We start from the raw sequence: 17,098 nt of genomic DNA on the forward strand, positions 1-17,098 counted from the left end.
ACAAACGTCGGGACGGCCGGCTGACCGTCCCGACGCGTGGTAGGGCTCTTGGACTATACGAAAATCTTAACGCAGATAGTTGATATCGGCGCGGCGGTTTTCAGCAAAGTCGGCTTCCGACGTACCCGTCGATTTCGGCTTTTCTTTGCCGAAGCTGATGGTTTCGATCTGGTTGTCGCTGACGCCCAGCAGGGTCATCATGCGACGCACGGCGTCTGCACGACGCTGGCCCAGGGCCAGGTTGTACTCAGCACCGCCGCGTTCGTCGGTGTTGCCTTCGATCTTGACCTTCTGCTGCTGGTGCGAAGCCAGGTAGCGGGCGTGGGTTTCGACCAAGCCGCGGTACTGGTCCGACACGGTGTAGCTGTCGAAATCAAAGTACACCGAGCGCTGTTGCGCCAGGATGCTTTGGGGGTTAAAGGGATCAAGGATCTGGCCTGAACCAGCTGATCCTTGGCCTGCGCCTCCGCCCTGACCCGCTTTATCGTCGAGAGGGACGGAGCTGCAAGCTGCCAGGGTGGCAGCCAGAGCGGCGATGGTTAGGCTTTTGGCAATGCGCGACTTCATGATAGTTCCTTTGCAAAGAGAGTCACACGTGTTATCGGGTAAATGGGCCCCAAGTCGGTTCACGTATTTCCCCGTTCAGTACCGAAAGCGTCTGCCGTACGCGGCCATCGCTCGAAACACCCGCAAGTACGCTACGTCCATTTTGGATGGCGGCGTAAAGGACTTGCATGCCATTCGGCGCGAAACTTGGCGACTGATCGTCACGACCATCAGTGATCAAGGATTCGGAGCCTGAGGACAGGTTCAACGACGCGATTCGAAACGCGCCGTCGCGTCTTGCAACGTACAGCAGCGTCGATCCATCGGGGGAAATTCGGGGTGATATGTTGTAACCACCATTAAACGTGAGGCGGCGTGCTTCGCCACCTGTCGAGCCGGTCTGATAGATTTGCGGCCCGCCGCTGCGGTCACTCGTAAAGATAATGGAAGCACCGTCTGGCGTAAAGGTCGGTTCGGTGTCAATCCCGGGAGAACGCGTAACTCGGCTGGGATTGGACCCGTCGGACGCGCCAACGATGTAAATTTGCGACAAACCGTCACGCGTCAACGCCACGGCCAGCTTGGAGCCGTCAGGCGACCAGGCGGGAGCGCTGTTGTTGCCCTTGAAGTTGGCGACAGGCACGCGGGCGCTGGTGGCCAGAGTGTGCACGTAGACGACCGGCTTGCCGGACTCAAAGCTCACGTAGGCCAGCTTGGCGCCATCGGGCGACCAGGACGGCGAGATGATGGGCTCGCGCGAACGCAGGGCCACTTGCGGGTTTTGCCCGTCAGCATCGGCCACTTGCAGTTCGTAGGTGGCGCCCTTCTTCAGCACGTAAGCGATACGGGTCGAGAACACGCCGCGAACGCCGGTGATCTTCTCGTAGATGCGGTCGGCGATCTGGTGGGCCACGCGGCGCAGTTCCTGCTCGGTGCCCGAGAAAGCCACGCCGTCCAATTGCCCCTTCTTGACCGTGTCGGCCAGGCGGTAGCGCACGTCGTAGCGGCCATCGGCGCCACGGGTGATGCTGCCATAAGCCAGGAAGTCGGCGCCTTTGCCGCGCCAATCGTCATGGGCGATGGGCGAGTCGACGTTCAGGCCGGAGCCGGCGGCGTTGATCAGGCGGAACTGGCCCGTACGGGTCAGGTCGGCACGGATCACTTCAGCCAGGGCGCGGCCGTGGGTGTCGTCCACCGCGAAATCGGCGATGGCTACGGGGTACTGGGTTGCGCCAGTACCGGAAATATCAACGCGCAACTGGGCATGGACCGGTTTCATTGCCATCAGGCAGGCCAGCGTAAGCATCAGCAAGCCGAGTCCATACGATCGCCAGAGAGCGAGGAGGGAGCCTCGTCGGCTATAAGCGGGAGTCATATTCATCAATCTCCTGTCAATCATACATTTTGTGCACTACGTCAATGAACTTTTCGTAGCTGCCCGTGGAGGGCTTCGGGAAGGGGTTGCAGCGGCGGATACCGGTCTCGACCGCACGGTCGAACGCCGGATTGCCAGAGGATTCGGTCAGCGAAACGCCGTTAACCTTCCCGTCAGTACCTAACTGTACCCGGTATTGTGCGGTCGGATTCCCGGAGCCGCTGCGGGGCGGCGGCTGATAAGCCACGCCCGGAAGAATGCACGCGCGCACCTTGGCGGCATAGCCGTTGTCGCGTCCGCCGCCTGCCTGGTTGCGGTCGGCCGTGCCGCCGGGGATGCCTGCGGCGCCCAGTGCATCGTTGCGGAACGCATCCTTCAAGGCCTTGTCCGCGGCCGCCTTCTTGGCGGCGGCAGCCTTCTCGGCGGCGGCCTTTTCAGCCGCGGCCTTATCGGCAGCCGCTTTCTCGGCGGCAGCCTTGTCGGCAGCAGCCTTTTCCGCGGCGGCCTTCTTGGCAGCGTCGTCCTTGGCCTTCTTTTCGGCGGCGGCCTTGTCGGCAGCGGCTTTCTCTGCCGCAGCCTTGTCAGCCGCGGCTTTCTCGGCAGCCGCCTTCTCGGCAGCCTGGCGTTCCTGCTCCAGGCGCTTCTTTTCCTTCAATTCAGCCTGCTTGCGCTCTTCTTCCAGGCGCGCCTTTTCCTTGGCCGCTTCAGCGGCCTGGCGTGCCTTCTCTTCCTGTTCGCGCTTCTTCTTGGCTTCCTGGATCGCGATCTCGGGATCCACTTCCTCGGTCTTGGGCTGAACCTCGGGTTCAGGCTTGGGCGGAGGAGGGGGAGGCGGCGGCGGCTCGGGGGCCTTTTCAGGCTCCGGCTTGGGCTCGGGCTTGGGGGCCGGCTTGGGCTGTTCGGGCTGGGGCGTGGGCGGCGGGGAGACGGGCGAATTGCCGTCGGCCCAAAGCTGAACCTCGACGGGGCCGGGGGCCTCCGTGCGCCAGCTCACGCCAAAGATCAAGGCGACCAGCAGCAGCAAATGCACCGCCACGGCCAGAATGAGCGCATTCCGGTTGTCGTTGTTGGGCGGGGTGGCCGGCGGGCCGCTGCGGTGTCGAATTATGGGTGGCGTCATGGGCGTTGCATGCCGGGCAAGCCGGCGGAAGGCGTCGCGTTAGCGTTTTTTCGCGGATGCGGGCTGGGAAGCGCCGGCGGCGGACTGGTCCACCAGCAGGCCCAGGCGGGTGATGCCGTTGGTGCGCAGTTCGTCCATCACCTTCACGACCGTCTCGTAGGGCACCTTGCCGTCGGCGGCGATGACCACCGGCGTTTCCGCGGTAATGCGCGAGCGCACTTGCGCCACCAGCTCGGGGCGGGCGATGTCCTGCATCGTGGCGCCGGGTTCGCGCATGCGCAGGGCGATCTTGCCGTCTTCCGAAATTTGGACTTCCAGCGGTTTCACGGGCACGTCCGATGCCGCGCCGACCGAAGGCAGCTGGATCAGCCCGGGCGTGATCAGGGGCGCGGTCACCATGAAGATGACCAGCAGCACCAGCATCACGTCGATGTACGGCACCACGTTGATGTCGGCCTTCATGCGGCGGCCGGACCTGCCGCGTGAGCTTACCGAGGGCATTAGCGCACCTGCCGTTGCAGAATGTTCAGGAATTCGTCGACGAAGCTGTCGAAACGGATCGAGATGCGATCGATGTCATTCGTGAAGCGGTTGTAGGCGACCACGGCCGGGATGGCGGCGAACAGGCCGATCGCGGTGGCGATCAGGGCTTCCGCGATACCGGGGGCCACCGAGGCCAGCGTGGCCTGCTGCATGTTCGACAGGCCGATGAAGGCGTGCATGATCCCCCAGACCGTGCCCAGCAGGCCGATGTAGGGCGATACCGAGCCGGCCGATGCCAGAAAGTTCAGGTGCGATTCCAGCGAATCCATTTCGCGCTGGTAGGCGGCGCGCATGGCGCGGCGCGGGCCGTCCAGCAGGGCGGTGGCGTCGCCGGCCGAGTTGCCGCGGCGGGCCTTCAGGAATTCGGTCATGCCGGCATCGAAGATGCGGGCAAGGGCGCCCTGTTCGTCGCGGCGCGAGGCCACGGCCTGTTGCAGCATGGACAGGTCGCCGCCCGACCAGAAGTCGTCTTCAAAGCGGCGGGTCTGGGTATGGGCGCGCTTGATGGCAAGGCGCTTGGAGAAAATGTAGGTCCAGGACATGATCGAGATGCCCAACAGCATCAGCATGATCAGCTGGACCGGCACGCTGGCGTGCGAAATCAACGAAAGCAACGACATGTCGCTGGTGGCTTGCATGGTTATTCCTGAATGGATTCCAGTTTGGCGCGGACGTCGGCCGGCAGTTCCGCCGGCCGCATGTTCACGGCATCGACGCAACAGACTTGGATGTTGCCTTCGGCAAGCAGTTCCCCGTCGCGTTCCGCGCGCTGCGCGAAGTGTATCGAAGCGCGGCCCAGTTTGGTGACTCGGCTGCGTATGGTAAGCAAATCGTCCAGTCTGGCCGGCTTGCGGTAAGACATGTCCAAGGAGCGGACAACGAATAAACGCTGCTCGCTCGCGGCCAGCCCGGACTGGTTGACTCCCAGGTTGCGCAGCCATTCGGTGCGTGCGCGTTCCAGGAATTTCAAGTAGTTAGCGTAGAAAACCACCCCGCCCGCATCCGTGTCTTCGTAGTAGACACGGACTTGCAGGAGGGATTCGGCGGACTTCAGATCGGTCACGATACGGATAGGGAGTGATGCGGGTCGGGACGCGAAAAGTCCGTACTAGCTATAAGGTTAGAGGGTGTCGAGTTTTGCCAGCACCGTTTCCAGCGAGGACTCTACCGGAATCTTGGCCGCTTCGGATTCCCGGCGGGCCTGCAATTCCACCACACCATCGTTCAGGCCGCGTTCTCCAACTGTTACACGCAGCGGAGCGCCGATCAACTCCCATTCAGCAAACATGACGCCCGGGCGTGCATCGCGGTCGTCCAGGATGACGTCCACGCCGCGCGCCAGCAGCGATTCATAGAGCTTCTGGGCGGTGTCACGCACGGTTTCACTTTTGCCCCAGCCCACCGGGCAGATCACCACTTCGAACGGGGCGATCGCACGGGGCCAGATGATGCCGCGGGCGTCGTGGTTCTGCTCGATGGCGGCGCCCACGATGCGGGTCACGCCAATGCCGTAGCAGCCCATTTCCAGGACGGCCGGTTTGCCGGTTTCGTCCAGGAAGGTGGCCTTGAGGGCTTCGGAGTACTTCTTGCCCAGGTAGAAAACGTGTCCCACTTCAATGCCGCGCTGGATGGAGAGCGTGCCCTTGCCATCCGGCGACGGGTCGCCCGCGACCACGTTGCGCAGATCGGCCACGAGCTCGGGCTCGGGCAGGTCGCGGCCCCAGTTTACTCCCTGGATGTGGAAATCTTCCTTGTTCGCGCCGCAGACGAAATCGGCCATGTTGGCGACCGTGCGGTCGGCGATCACGTGCACCGGCTTGGCCGTCTTGACCGGGCCGAGATAGCCGGGCTTGCAGCCGAAATACTCGACGATCTCGCTTTCCGTGGCAAAGCGGAAGCCCGCCAGGCCCGGCAGCTTGCCCGCCTTGATTTCGTTCAGCTCGTGGTCGCCGCGCAGGAGCAGCAGCCAGATGTCGACTTTGCCCTTGTCGCCGTCGGTGGCCAGGACGATCGACTTGATCGTCTTTTCCAGCGGCAGGCCCAGCAGCTTGGCCACGTCTTCGCACTTGGCCGCGCCCGGGGTTGGCACGTCGGCCATGGCCTGGGTGGCTTCACCGCGCACCGGGTACAGCGAAACGGCTTCGGCCAGTTCGATGTTGGCGGCGTAGTCGGTGTCGGCGTTGTAGACCAGCAGGTCTTCGCCGGTGTCGGCGATCACCTGGAATTCATGGCTGCGGGTGCCGCCGATTGAGCCGGTGTCTGCGGCCACCGCGCGGAATTCCAGGCCCAGGCGGCCGAAAATGCGCATGTAGGCGGCGTACATGGTGTCGTAGCTTTTCAGGGCGCCGGCTTCGTCGCGGTCGAAGGAGTAGGCGTCCTTCATCGTGAATTCGCGGCCGCGCATCAGGCCGAAGCGGGGGCGGCGTTCGTCCCGGAACTTGGTCTGAATGTGATAGAAATTCAGCGGCAACTGGCGGTAGCTGTGGATTTCATTGCGCGCGATGTCGGTGATGACTTCCTCGGACGTCGGCTGCAGCACGAAGTCGCGCTGGTGGCGGTCCTTGATGCGCAGCAGTTCAGCGCCGTACTGCTCCCAACGGCCCGATTCCTGCCAGAGCTCGGCGGGCTGGACCACCGGCATCAGCAGCTCGATGGCGCCGGAGGCGTTCATTTCCTCCCGGACGATCGCCTCGACCTTGCGGATGATCTTCAGGCCCAGGGGCATGTAGGTGTAGATGCCGCCCGCGAGTTTGCGGATCATCCCGGCCCGGGTCATCAGCTGATGGCTGGCGACTTCGGCTTCGGAAGGGGCTTCTTTAAGGGTGTTGATGTGGTAGTTGGATGCGCGCATGTTTAAAGGTGGCAGCAGATACGTATAATCGACTGTAATTGTATTGAATTCGGTGGGGGTGGCCCATGCTTGACCGCGAAGGCTACCGCCCCAATGTCGGCATCATTCTCGTCAACAGTCGAAACGAGGTCTTTTGGGGCAAGCGTATCAGGGAACATGCATGGCAGTTCCCCCAGGGCGGCATCAAATATGGCGAAAGCCCGGTGCAGGCCATGTATCGCGAACTCCATGAAGAGGTGGGCTTGAAGCCCGAGCATGTCCGTATTTTGGGGCGTACACGCGATTGGTTACGTTATAACGTGCCCGATCACTTCGTCCGGCGTGAGTGGCGTGGCCACTATAAAGGACAAAAACAGATTTGGTTCTTGTTGCGCCTGGTGGGACGTGACAGCGATGTGTGCTTGCGCGCGACGCAGCATCCGGAATTCGATGCCTGGCGCTGGAGCCAGTATTGGGTACCCCTGGACGCCGTGATCGAGTTCAAGCGCGATGTCTATACCCAGGCGTTGAACGAGTTGTCGGCGATCCTCTTTCGGCGTCATCATGAAACCCGCTACCTGCGCCAGCGCGTGCACGGGCAGCGGGCAGCAGAGAATTTGCCCGAAGGAACGGACGGTCATGCGCATATTGTTGGTTGAAGACGAACGGGACATGGCGTCCTGGTTGATGCGCGCGCTCGCTCAGAGCGGGTTCGTGCCGGATCACGCGGCAGATGCCCGCACGGCCGAAGCATTCATGGCGGGCACGGAATATGACGCCATCGTCATGGACCTGCGCCTGCCCGACAAACACGGCCTGGTCGTCCTGCGCGAAATGCGCAACCGGGACGACCGCACGCCCGTTCTGCTGCTGACCGCCCAAGGCGCGCTGCAGGACCGGGTGCGCGGCCTGAACCTGGGGGCGGACGACTTCCTGACCAAGCCCTTCGCCCTGGAAGAACTGGAAGCGCGGCTGACCGCGCTGGTGCGCCGCAGCCGCGGCCGTCAGCATCCGCGCCTGCAGTGCGGCTCGCTGTCCTACGACAGCGAAAGCCGTGCCTTCACGCTGGATGGCTCGCTGCTGTTCCTGACCCCGCGCGAACATGCCGCCCTGGCGGCGCTGCTGACCCGCAGCGGCTACCCCGTGGACAAGTCGCAGTTGTTCGGCAAGGTCTTCACGCACGACAGCGAAGCCAACCCCGACGCCATCGAGGTCGTGCTGCACCGTCTGCGCAAGAAGCTGGCCGGCAGCGACGTGCGCATCGTGACCGTGCGCGGGCTGGGCTACATGCTGGAAAGCGTCACCAGCGAGTCCGCCGCATCGGAATCCTGAGTGAGCTTGCGGATACCCGGGTTGCCACGCGTCGGCATCCGCGCGCTGCTGATCATCCTGCTGCTGCCGGGCGTGGTGGTGCTGCTGGTCATCGACAGCCTGAACGACTACCGCACCCTGTCCGAGATCACCAACGAGGCTTATGACAGCGCGCTGGTGGAACCCGCCCGCGTGCTGGAAAGCAGCCTGGAATTCACGCCGGACGGCAACCTCCAGGTGGCCACGCCGCTTTACGCGCAGGTAATGCTGGAATCCCGGGCGGGCCTGCGCAAGTATTTCCGCATCGAGCAGATCGATCCGCCGCTGCCGGACGGGGCGCCGGTGCCTACCGAGCAGGGCAAGACGTTGCTGGGCATGCCCGAGATGCCGCGCCCGCCCACCTGGCCGCGGTCGAACGGCCAACCCATCTTCTACGACGGCGTCTACCGCAATGACCCGGTGCGCGTGGTCTCGGTCGTGCGCGATCTCTACTACCAGGGGCAGCATCGCCAGGTGCTGGTCGTGGTGGCGGAAAGCACGGGCAAGCGGATCGAAGCCGAAAACAATGCGCGACGCCAGGAAATCCTGCGCGACGCGCGCATGCTGGCCCTGGTCGTGCTGCTGGTGTGGTGGGGCGTGTCGTGGGCATTGAAGCCCTTGCGCCGCCTGCGCGTCGATATCCGCAACCGCCGCCCCGACGACCTGACGCCGCTGGACGCGTCCCGCGTGCCCAGCGAGGTGTCGCCGCTGGTCGACGCCGTCAACCACCATATCGCCCGCTATCGCCGGGTGCTGGACGAGCAATCGCACTTCCTGGCCGACGCCTCGCATCAGCTGCGCACGCCGTTGGCCATCATGCTGACGCAGGCGCAGTACGCGCTGCGCGAGCGCGATCCGGCCCGCACGCGTGAAGGCTTGCGCGCCATCGTCGATCAACTGGGCCGCACGCGCCGCCTGACCGAGCAGCTGCTGTCCCTGGCGCACGCCAATCAGGCCGACCAGCTGCCGCGCCAACTGCTGGACATGAATGCGGTGTCGCGTGAGGTCGTCTTGCAGTACCTGCCGCTGGCGCATGAAAAGCAGCAAGACCTGGGCTGGGTGCAGGCGGCGTCGCAAGACGGTCTCGAAATCCCCGTGCCGGTCCTGGGCAGCGAGGCCGAACTGCACGAAGCCCTGTCCAACCTCGTGCACAACGCCATCCACTACGCACCCGTCGGGGCGCAGATCACCGTGTCGGTCTTCCGGCTGGAAAATCGGGCCGAGGTCTCGGTGTCGGACAACGGCCCCGGCCTGGAGCCCGTCCTGCGCAGCCGCGCCTTCGCGCGTTTCGAACGGGTCGGCACCGACAAGCCCGTCGCCTCGTCGGGCTCCGGCCTGGGCCTGGCGATCGCCCGCGCCTACGCCCGCCGCAACGACGGCGACATCGAACTGCGCGACGGCGAACCCAACGCGCAGGGGGGCGTGGGCCTGGCTTCCGTCCTGTGGCTGCCGCTGGCGCCGACGGTCTCGCAATACCCCCGTCCGCTCGATGTCGAGCTCAAGGGCGACCAGTAAAGCCCCCCTGGCTTTCAAAATTTTTTCCACTTTCCTTCCTGCCCGCGGAGCCTGCACTCAGGGATAACCCCCGAATTCAGGAATGCGACAGCGCATAGAAAGCGAATTAGCAGCTTCCCTCCGTAATCTGCGCTCCGGCTCGCTGTTAAGGGCCGGGCGAAGCTCGTTTCGAGCAGCGCATCCAGGGCCGGCACGGTCCTGCACCAGGAAGGAGGATGGAAGTGCAAAAAAATATCAACAGAAAGGACTACTACGGCGGTGCGCTGATGGTCCTGATTGGGTTGGCGGCGATATACGGGGGCACCGATTACCACATCGGCACGTTGAGCCACATGGGGCCGGGGTTCTTCCCCGCCGCGCTTGGCGGCCTGTTGGCGCTGACCGGCGTGCTGATCGCCATGTCCGCGCGTTCGGGCGAGGCGACGCCGCCTGCGCCGGGCGACGGACACGCGCATGGGTTGCCCGATTTCCGCGGCAGCGCCTGCATTCTGCTGGGCACGCTGGCGTTCCTGCTGCTGGGCCACTACGGCGGCCTGCTGCCGGCGACGTTCGCCATCGTATTCATCTCGGCACTCGGTGATCGCAAGAACACCATCAAGCAAGCCATCCTGCTGTCGCTCGCGATGTCCGCGATCGCAGTCGTCGTGTTCTGGTGGGCGCTGCAACTGCAGCTGCCGCTGTTTCGTTGGGGTTGACGCGCCATGATCTCTCAATCTTTGATGGACCTTTGGTACGGCTTCGGCGTCGCGTTCCAGTGGCACAACCTGATGTGGTCGTTCTTCGGCGTGCTGGTGGGCAACCTCATCGGCGTGCTGCCCGGCATGGGCGCCTTGTCGGCGATCTCCATCCTGCTGCCGCTGACCTACGTGATGCAGCCCGTGCCCGCGATTCTGATGCTGGCCGGCATCTTCTACGGATCGCAGTATGGCGGCGCCATCGGCGCGATTCTGCTCAACCTGCCTTCGCATCCGCCGCACGCGGTCACCTGCCTGGACGGTTATCCACTGACCAAACAGGGCAAGGGAGGAACCGCGCTGGGCATCACGATGATCTGCTCGTTCTTCGCGGCATCGGTCGGCATCATCGTCATGATCTTCGCATCGCCGCTGCTGGTCGAAGTGGCGTTCAAGTTCGGCCCGACCGAGATCTTCTCGATCATGCTGCTGGGCTTGCTGGCCGGCGCGACGATGTCGCGGGGCTCGCCGCTCAAGGGCGTTGCGATGACGCTGTTCGGCCTGATGTGCGGCGTGGTCGGCACCGACGTGAACACGGGCACCATCCGCTTCTCGTTCGGCCTGCTTGACCTGTCCGACGGCCTGGAGCTGGTGGCGATCTCGATGGGCCTGTTCGGCGTGGCCGACTTCCTGATGAGCGTCAACCGCATGACCATCATCGGCAGCGGCGCCAAGCTGCGCATCCGCGACATGCGTCCCACCAAGCAGGAACTGAAGACCGCGTTCTGGCCGATGGTGCGGGGCACGGCGGTCGGCACGCTGTTCGGCGCCATGCCGGGCACGGGCCCGACCATCACCACGTTCGTCGCCTACGCGCTGGAGCGCAAGATTTCCCGCACGCCCGAGAAGTTCGGCACCGGCATGATCGCCGGCGTGGCGTCGCCGGAAGCGTCGTCGCACTCGAAGACGCAGGTCGACTTCATTCCGACGATGAGCCTGGGCATCCCTGGCGATGCGGTGATGGCGCTGATCCTGGGCGCGCTGCTGATCCAGGGCATCCAGCCCGGCCCGCAACTGATCACCGAGCATCCGGACATCTTCTGGGGCCTGATCGCCAGCTTCTGGGTGGGCAACGTGCTGCTGATGGTGCTGAACGTGCCGCTGATCGGCGTGTGGGTCAAGCTGCTGCAGGTGCCGTACCGCTACCTGTTCCCGTCCGCGCTGTTCTTCATCGCGGTGGGCGTGTACAGCACGCAGAACAGCCTCTTCCAGATCTGGGAAGTGCTGGCCTTCGGCGTGATCGGCGCCATCCTGATGACGCTGGAATTCTCCGTGGCGCCCATCCTGCTCGGTTTCGTGCTGGGGCCGATGGTCGAAGAGAACTTCCGCCGCGCGTTGCTGTTGTCGCGCGGTGACCTGGCGGTGTTCGTGCAACGCCCGATCAGCGCCTGGTTCATCGGCGCAAGCGCCTTGCTGATTCTGCTGCAGGTCTGGGCCTTCCTGCGCCGCGGCAAGGGTAAGGGCAAGCCTGAAGTCCCGCAGACGGTCTGAACGCTTGTTCCCAGCTTGAACGAACGGCCCGGCGATCTGCCGGGCCGTTTGATTTGTGGGGCGTCATCCTGCATGCTTCATGCTTTCCGAAAGCCTCGCAGAGCCGCCACCATGCACATTCTCTTTGCCTGCCCTCTCCATGATCCCGACGTCTGGGTGCCGCGCCTGGAAGCCTCCATGCCCGGTTGCCGCATTTCCGTATGGAATCCCGATGGCCCGCCGTCAGGCGCGGACGTGGCGCTGGTGTGGCGCCCGCCGGCGGAGCTGTTCAAGCACGAGACCGGCATCACCACGCTGTTCAATCTGGGCGCGGGCGTGGATGCCCTGCTGAAGATGCCCGAGATTCCCGCGCACGTGCGGATCGTGCGCCTGGAAGATGCAGGCATGTCGGTGCAGATGGCCGAGTACGCCTTGTACGCGCTGCTGCGCGTTTCGCGCGATTTCGAGGCCTTCGATCAGGCACAGGCGCGCCAGCATTGGGATACCCGCGAAGGCACGCGCCAGGCCGATTGGCCGGTTGGCGTGCTGGGGCTGGGGCAGGTCGGGGCGCGCGTGGCGCAGATGCTGGCCGGTTTCGGCTATCCCGTAGCCGGCTGGTCGCGCTCGCCGCGCGAGATTCCCGGCGTGGAGTCCTTTGCCGGAGAGGCCGCCTTGCCGGCGTTCCTGGCCCGTACGCGCTTTTTGGTGAACGTGCTGCCGCTGACGCCGGACACGCGCGGCATCCTGAACCGCGAAACACTATCGAAACTGTTGCCGGACGCGCATCTGGTCAACGTCGGTCGCGGCGAGCACCTGGTTGAAGAAGACCTGGTGCAGATGCTGGAAGAAGGCGAGATCGCCGGCGCCACGCTGGACGTGTTCCACACCGAGCCCTTGCCCACCGACCATCCGTTCTGGCGCGACCCGCGCGTCCACGTCACGCCTCACATCGCCGCGCGCACGCTGCGCGACGAGAGCATCGAGCAGATCGCGGGTAAGGTCGCCCAGTTGATGCGCGGCGAACCTATCACGGGTGTGGTCGAGCGTACCCGCGGCTATTGAGGCGCGGGCGTAACGGCCTTTTCAAGCCGCTGATACATCGTCGGCAGGCGCTGCGACAGGAAGTCCAGCAAGGTCCGGACGGCGGGCATCATGCCCCGCCGCGACGGATAGATGCAATGCACGATGCCTTCCGGCGATTGCCATTGCGGCAGCACCGGCACCAGTTGGCCGCGTCGCAGCTCTTCTTGCGTCGCGATCGACGGCAGCAGCGCAATGCCCCGGCCGCGCACCGCGGCTTCGGTCAGCACGATAAAGTCGTTGCAGGACAACTGCGGCTTCAACTCAATCTGCACCTCTTCGCCCTTGTCGTTGCGCAGCGGCCACCGCACGTCATGCTGCGGGTCCGAAAAGCTCAGCGTCGTGTGAGACGCCAGGTCCTGCGGTGTGTCCGGCGTGCCGTGGCGCTGCAGATAACCCGGGCTGGCCACCAGGGTGCCGCGTGCCGATCCCAGGTGGCGAACCACCAGTTCGGCGTCCGTATCCAGCTTGGTGCGTACGCGCAGCGCCAGATCGACCCCTTCGCGGATCAGGTCCACGCGCCGGTTGGTCACCAGCAACTGCACGGAAATCGCCGGCCACGCATCCAGGAATTCGGGCAGGATCGGCGCCAGCACATCCTGGGCAATGGAGACGGGGCAGCTCACGATTACCGGCCCGGCAGGCTCTGACTGCAATTGCCGCATGGCGTCGTCCGCAGCGCGGGCGGATGCGGCCATCTCACGGCAATAGTGCAGGTAGCGTTCGCCGGCCGAAGTCAGCCGCAGCCGGCGCGTCGTCCGTTGCAGCAGCCTGACACCCAGACTTTCCTCAAGGTGAGAGATCCTGCGCGACAAGCGGGATTTCGGGATGTCCAGCGCCCTGGCTGCCGCGCTGAAGCCGCCTTGTTCGACGACTTGGGAAAAATAGTAGAGGTCATTGAGATCTTGCATGATTGTTCTATGCCTGGAACGAACAGTTCATCATACCCCGGTTTATGTGAACAATGAACCGGTCTACAGTGAGCCCATGCATTCGGGATCTGCCAACGCCACCCGGCGCCAAGCTCCAGTCCGAACTCCTTGAAGAGTCGGGCGTGGCGCTGACAGATCCTGGCCGCCCGCGTATGGCGGGCCACCCCTGGAGATATTTGCAATGAAGACCCTGGTTATCCTTTCCTCGATTCTCAGCGACCGTTCCAACAGCAAGCAATTGGCCGATCACCTGATTGCGCGCGTCAAAGAAGCCAACCCCGCCGCGGCCGTCCAGGTTCGCGACATCGGCGCGCAACCCATTCCCTATTTCGACGGCAACACGGCCGGTGCGCTGTTCACCCCGGCGGATGCCCGCAGCGTCGAGCAGCAACGCATCGTCGAACTGAGCGATACGCTCGTTGCTGAGGTGATGGAAGCAGACCGCATCGTTTTTGCGGTGCCCGTCTACAACTTCAATCTGCCCGCGCAGTTCAAGAGCTATCTGGACTACCTGGCCCGTGCCGGCGTCACGTTCCGTTATACGCCGGAAGGCGTGCCGGAGGGCCTCGTCAAGGGTAAGCAGGTGTTCGTGCTGACGGCACGCGGCGGCAAGGCCGAAGGTACACCGTCCGACACCATGACGCCGTACCTGCGCCAGATGCTGGGCTTCCTTGGCATGAACGACGTCACGTTCATCGCCGCCGAAGGCATGGCGATGGGCGAAGTGGCTGCGCTGGAAGGCGTGACGCTGGCCAAGCAACGCATCGACACCTTGGTGCTGGAAACGGCGCAAGCGAGCCTGGCTGCATAACCGCGCCGGCGCCACGAAAAAAGGCGAGCCCGAGGCTCGCCTTTTTTTGTCAGCGCCATCGCCGTGCCGAGGGGCAAGGCGATGCAGCAAGTTCAGTCGCGCAGTCGCTTCACCAGGCTCGACGTGTCCCAACGGCCGCCGCCCATCTTCTGGACGTCGCCATAGAACTGATCCACCAGGGCGGTCACGGGTACGCGCGCGCCGTTGTGGCGCGCTTCGGCCAGCACCAGGCCCAGGTCCTTGCGCATCCAGTCCACCGCGAAGCCGAATTCGAACTTGTCGTCGACCATGGTGCCGCCGCGGTTCTCCATCTGCCAGCTTTGCGCCGCACCCTTGCTGATCACGTCCAGCACCAGCTTCATGTCCAGGTCGGCCGCCTGGCCGAAGGCCACGGCTTCCGACAGGCCTTGCACGATGCCGGCGATGCAGATCTGGTTGACCATCTTGGCCAACTGGCCGGCGCCCGGCGCGCCCACCAGCGTCACGGCGCGGCCGAAGCTTTGCGCCACCGGCTTGATGGCGTCGAAGACGGCGGGTTCCCCGCCGCACATGATGGTCAGCACGCCATTGACCGCGCCGGCCTGTCCGCCCGAGACGGGGGCATCCACGAAGTTCAGGCCCAGTTCCTTGGCTTGCGCATAGAGCTCGCGCGCCACATCGGCCGAGGCGGTCGTGTGGTCGACGAATACCGCGCCCGGCGCCATGCCCGAGAACGCGCCGTCCGGGCCCAGCACGATGCTGCGCAGGTCGTCGTCATTGCCCACGCAGGCGAATACGATCTGCGCGCCCGCTACCGCTTCGCGCGGCGTGGGGGCATGGTGGCCGTGGAACTCGGCGGCCCAGGCTTGCGCCTTGGCGGGGGTGCGGTTGTAGACGGTGACGTCGTGCCCCGCACGGGCCAGGTGACCGGCCATGGGCAAGCCCATCACGCCCAATCCGAGGAAAGCGACTTTCTGGGCTACGACCGCGTCGTAGCTCTTGGTACCGATCGTTGCCATGCAGGGAACTCCGCTCTATGTAGGTAAGGTCAGTCTCAGGACAGTAACCTTAACGCAATCAAAAGCCGGCGGCGAGTCCATCCCGTCGACTGTCGCTGGCGCTGACATAGCCGTCCACGGCCGGGTCGCCCAACCGCCAGATGAACTGGCCCGAACCGAAGTCCATATAGGGGTCGTCGATGCCTTCCAGCACATGGCCGCGCGTGCGCAGGCCCTGGGCCACGGCCGGGTTCAATCCCGTTTCGACGTCCACCGCCAGGCCGTGATTCCATTTCCAGCGAGGCGCGTCGCAGGCGGCTTGCGGCTGCTGGCCGTAGTCCAGCATGCGCACCAGCGTCTGCACTTGCCCCTGGGGCTGCATATTGCCGCCCATGACGCCAAAGCTCATGACGGGTGCGCCGTCGCGCATCAGGAAACCAGGGATGATGGTGTGGAAGGGGCGCTTGCCGCCCGCGACCACATTGGGATGGTCGGGTTGGGTGCTGAAGCAATGCCCGCGGTTCTGCAGGCTGACGCCCGTGCCTGGCACCACCACGCCCGAACCGAAACCCATGTAGTTCGACTGGATGAAGCTGACCATCATGCCGCTCTTGTCGGCGGCGGTCAGGTAGACGGTGCCGCCTTGCGGTGCATGGCCCGAGGCGAAGGCCTGGGCCACGTTGGGGTCGATCATCCGCGCGCGTTCGGCCAGGTAGTCCGGCCGCAGCATCTGCTCGGGCGTCATCCGCATGTGGCGCGCGTCGGCCACGTGCGCATAGACGTCGGCGAACGCCAGTTTCATGGCCTCGATCAGCAGGTGCTGGGTGTCGGGATGGTCGACCGGGCGGGCAGGCAGGTCGAAGTTCTGCAAGATGCCCAGCGCGATCAACGCCGCGATGCCTTGGCCGTTGGGCGGGATCTGATGCAGGGTGTGGCCGCGGTAAGGCTGGCTGATCGGCGTCACCCATTCCGGCGCGTAGTCGCGCAGATCGGCCAGGGTCAGGGCGGCGTCGTGGGCCTGGGCGTGCGCGACCAGTTTGTGGGCCGTTTCGCCTTCATAGAAGTCGCGCCCGCCGCTGGCGGCGATGCGCTTGAGCGTCGCCGCCGCGCCCGGCAGCACGAAGTGTTCGCCGATGTGGGGCGCGCGGCCGCGCGGCAGGAAGTGTTCGGCAAAACCCGGTTGCGGTTGCAGGACGTCGGCTTGCGCCGCCCACTTTTCCTGCACGACGGGCGACACGGCATAGCCGCGTTCGGCATATTCGATGGCGGGCGCCAGCACGTCGGCAAACGCCAGGCTGCCCAGCTTTTCGTGCAGGGCGGCCCAGCCGGCCACACAGCCTGGCACCGTCACGCTGTCCCAGCCCCGCATCGGGATCACGCCTTGATGCTTGCGGCGGAAGTAATCCACGTTCCAGGCGCCGGGGGCCGTGCCCGAGGCATTCAGACCATGCAGCTTCGAACCGTCCCAAATGATGGCGAAGCAGTCCGAGCCCAGGCCGTTGCTGACGGGTTCGGTCAGCGCCAGCGTGGCAGCCGCGGCGATGGCCGCATCCACGGCATTGCCGCCGCGGGCCAGGATCCGCAAGCCTGCCTGGGCGGCCAGTGGCTGCGAGGTGGCGACCACGTTGCGGGCGAACACCGGAATCCGGGTGGTGGGGTAGGGGTTTTTCCAGTCGAAATTCATGCCGAATCATCGCGTGGGGTAAACCCGTAGCTTAACGTAGATGCCGGGCAACGCCCTACGCCTCGTAGTGTGTCGTATCTATTAGTAGCTTTTGTCGGGCAGGCATTCCGTGCGCGCAAAGAAAAACCCCC

17 protein-coding genes are annotated in these 17,098 nt (G+C 64.6%); 7 read left to right on the forward strand and 10 right to left on the reverse strand.

Annotation, left to right across the window (positions count from 1 at the left end):
• Positions 1–66: 66 nt before the first annotated feature.
• The 7 genes from pal to CEY09_RS22650 are packed head-to-tail and all read right to left on the reverse strand — an operon-like array spanning position 67 to position 6,435.
• Positions 67–567, reverse strand: coding sequence for a peptidoglycan-associated lipoprotein Pal (gene pal / locus CEY09_RS22620; protein WP_006225980.1), 501 nt, complete (start codon positions 565–567; stop codon positions 67–69).
• Between the two features lie 31 nt (positions 568–598).
• Positions 599–1,921, reverse strand: a complete 1,323-nt coding sequence (tolB, locus tag CEY09_RS22625; protein ID WP_035213675.1) for a Tol-Pal system beta propeller repeat protein TolB — start codon at positions 1,919–1,921, stop codon at positions 599–601.
• A gap of 16 nt (positions 1,922–1,937) precedes the next feature.
• Positions 1,938–3,041, reverse strand: a complete 1,104-nt coding sequence (gene tolA, locus CEY09_RS22630) for a cell envelope integrity protein TolA (protein ID WP_088590352.1) — start codon at positions 3,039–3,041, stop codon at positions 1,938–1,940.
• A gap of 39 nt (positions 3,042–3,080) precedes the next feature.
• On the reverse strand, positions 3,081–3,542 hold the full coding sequence (locus CEY09_RS22635; RefSeq protein ID WP_006225983.1) for an ExbD/TolR family protein: 462 nt from the start codon (positions 3,540–3,542) through the stop codon (positions 3,081–3,083).
• Positions 3,542–4,222, reverse strand: a complete 681-nt coding sequence (gene tolQ / locus CEY09_RS22640; RefSeq protein WP_088590353.1) for a protein TolQ — start codon at positions 4,220–4,222, stop codon at positions 3,542–3,544. The genes CEY09_RS22635 and tolQ overlap by 1 nt, the downstream gene beginning before the upstream one ends.
• A gap of 2 nt (positions 4,223–4,224) precedes the next feature.
• The gene (gene ybgC / locus CEY09_RS22645) at positions 4,225–4,647 is read right to left on the reverse strand and encodes a tol-pal system-associated acyl-CoA thioesterase (protein ID WP_006225985.1); all 423 of its coding nucleotides are present in this window, start codon (positions 4,645–4,647) and stop codon (positions 4,225–4,227) included.
• Between the two features lie 57 nt (positions 4,648–4,704).
• Positions 4,705–6,435: a proline--tRNA ligase gene (locus tag CEY09_RS22650; protein ID WP_088590354.1), complete on the reverse strand. Its 1,731-nt coding sequence runs from the start codon at positions 6,433–6,435 to the stop codon at positions 4,705–4,707.
• A 65-nt stretch (positions 6,436–6,500) separates the two neighbouring features.
• Between CEY09_RS22650 and CEY09_RS22655 the strand changes: the two genes are divergently transcribed.
• The 6 genes from CEY09_RS22655 to CEY09_RS22680 all read left to right on the forward strand — a co-directional run bounded on the left by CEY09_RS22655 (position 6,501) and on the right by CEY09_RS22680 (position 12,545).
• Positions 6,501–7,073 (forward strand): RNA pyrophosphohydrolase, encoded by a 573-nt coding sequence (locus tag CEY09_RS22655; RefSeq protein WP_006217428.1) that lies wholly within the window; start codon positions 6,501–6,503, stop codon positions 7,071–7,073.
• On the forward strand, positions 7,054–7,746 hold the full coding sequence (locus CEY09_RS22660; protein ID WP_006225987.1) for a response regulator: 693 nt from the start codon (positions 7,054–7,056) through the stop codon (positions 7,744–7,746). The genes CEY09_RS22655 and CEY09_RS22660 overlap by 20 nt, the downstream gene beginning before the upstream one ends.
• On the forward strand, positions 7,747–9,279 hold the full coding sequence (locus CEY09_RS22665) for a sensor histidine kinase (protein ID WP_234818375.1): 1,533 nt from the start codon (positions 7,747–7,749) through the stop codon (positions 9,277–9,279). It abuts the gene before it with no gap.
• 215 nt (positions 9,280–9,494) lie between these two features.
• On the forward strand, positions 9,495–9,974 hold the full coding sequence (locus tag CEY09_RS22670) for a tripartite tricarboxylate transporter TctB family protein (protein WP_088590356.1): 480 nt from the start codon (positions 9,495–9,497) through the stop codon (positions 9,972–9,974).
• Between the two features lie 6 nt (positions 9,975–9,980).
• A complete protein-coding gene (locus tag CEY09_RS22675; RefSeq protein ID WP_088590357.1) occupies positions 9,981–11,504 on the forward strand; it encodes a tripartite tricarboxylate transporter permease in 1,524 nt (507 codons plus the stop codon).
• 111 nt (positions 11,505–11,615) lie between these two features.
• Positions 11,616–12,545 (forward strand): 2-hydroxyacid dehydrogenase, encoded by a 930-nt coding sequence (locus CEY09_RS22680; protein WP_088590358.1) that lies wholly within the window; start codon positions 11,616–11,618, stop codon positions 12,543–12,545.
• On the opposite strand, the gene CEY09_RS22685 is transcribed toward CEY09_RS22680, so the two are convergent.
• Complete coding sequence (locus tag CEY09_RS22685; RefSeq protein ID WP_006225992.1) at positions 12,539–13,474, reverse strand: LysR family transcriptional regulator; 936 nt, start codon at positions 13,472–13,474, stop codon at positions 12,539–12,541. The genes CEY09_RS22680 and CEY09_RS22685 overlap by 7 nt on opposite strands.
• A 202-nt stretch (positions 13,475–13,676) precedes the next feature.
• On the opposite strand from CEY09_RS22685, the gene CEY09_RS22690 reads away from it, so the two are divergent.
• Positions 13,677–14,306: an FMN-dependent NADH-azoreductase gene (locus CEY09_RS22690; RefSeq protein WP_088590359.1), complete on the forward strand. Its 630-nt coding sequence runs from the start codon at positions 13,677–13,679 to the stop codon at positions 14,304–14,306.
• A gap of 92 nt (positions 14,307–14,398) precedes the next feature.
• Here CEY09_RS22690 and CEY09_RS22695 read toward each other — a convergent pair whose 3' ends face one another.
• Complete coding sequence (locus tag CEY09_RS22695) at positions 14,399–15,304, reverse strand: NAD(P)-dependent oxidoreductase (protein ID WP_006225994.1); 906 nt, start codon at positions 15,302–15,304, stop codon at positions 14,399–14,401.
• Positions 15,305–15,362: 58 nt separating this feature from the next.
• Positions 15,363–16,967: a gamma-glutamyltransferase family protein gene (locus CEY09_RS22700; protein ID WP_006225995.1), complete on the reverse strand. Its 1,605-nt coding sequence runs from the start codon at positions 16,965–16,967 to the stop codon at positions 15,363–15,365.
• Between the last annotated feature and the right edge of the window lie 131 nt (positions 16,968–17,098).

It is taken from the genome of Achromobacter marplatensis, assembly GCF_002209535.1.
Taxonomy (GTDB): domain Bacteria; phylum Pseudomonadota; class Gammaproteobacteria; order Burkholderiales; family Burkholderiaceae_B; genus Achromobacter; species Achromobacter marplatensis.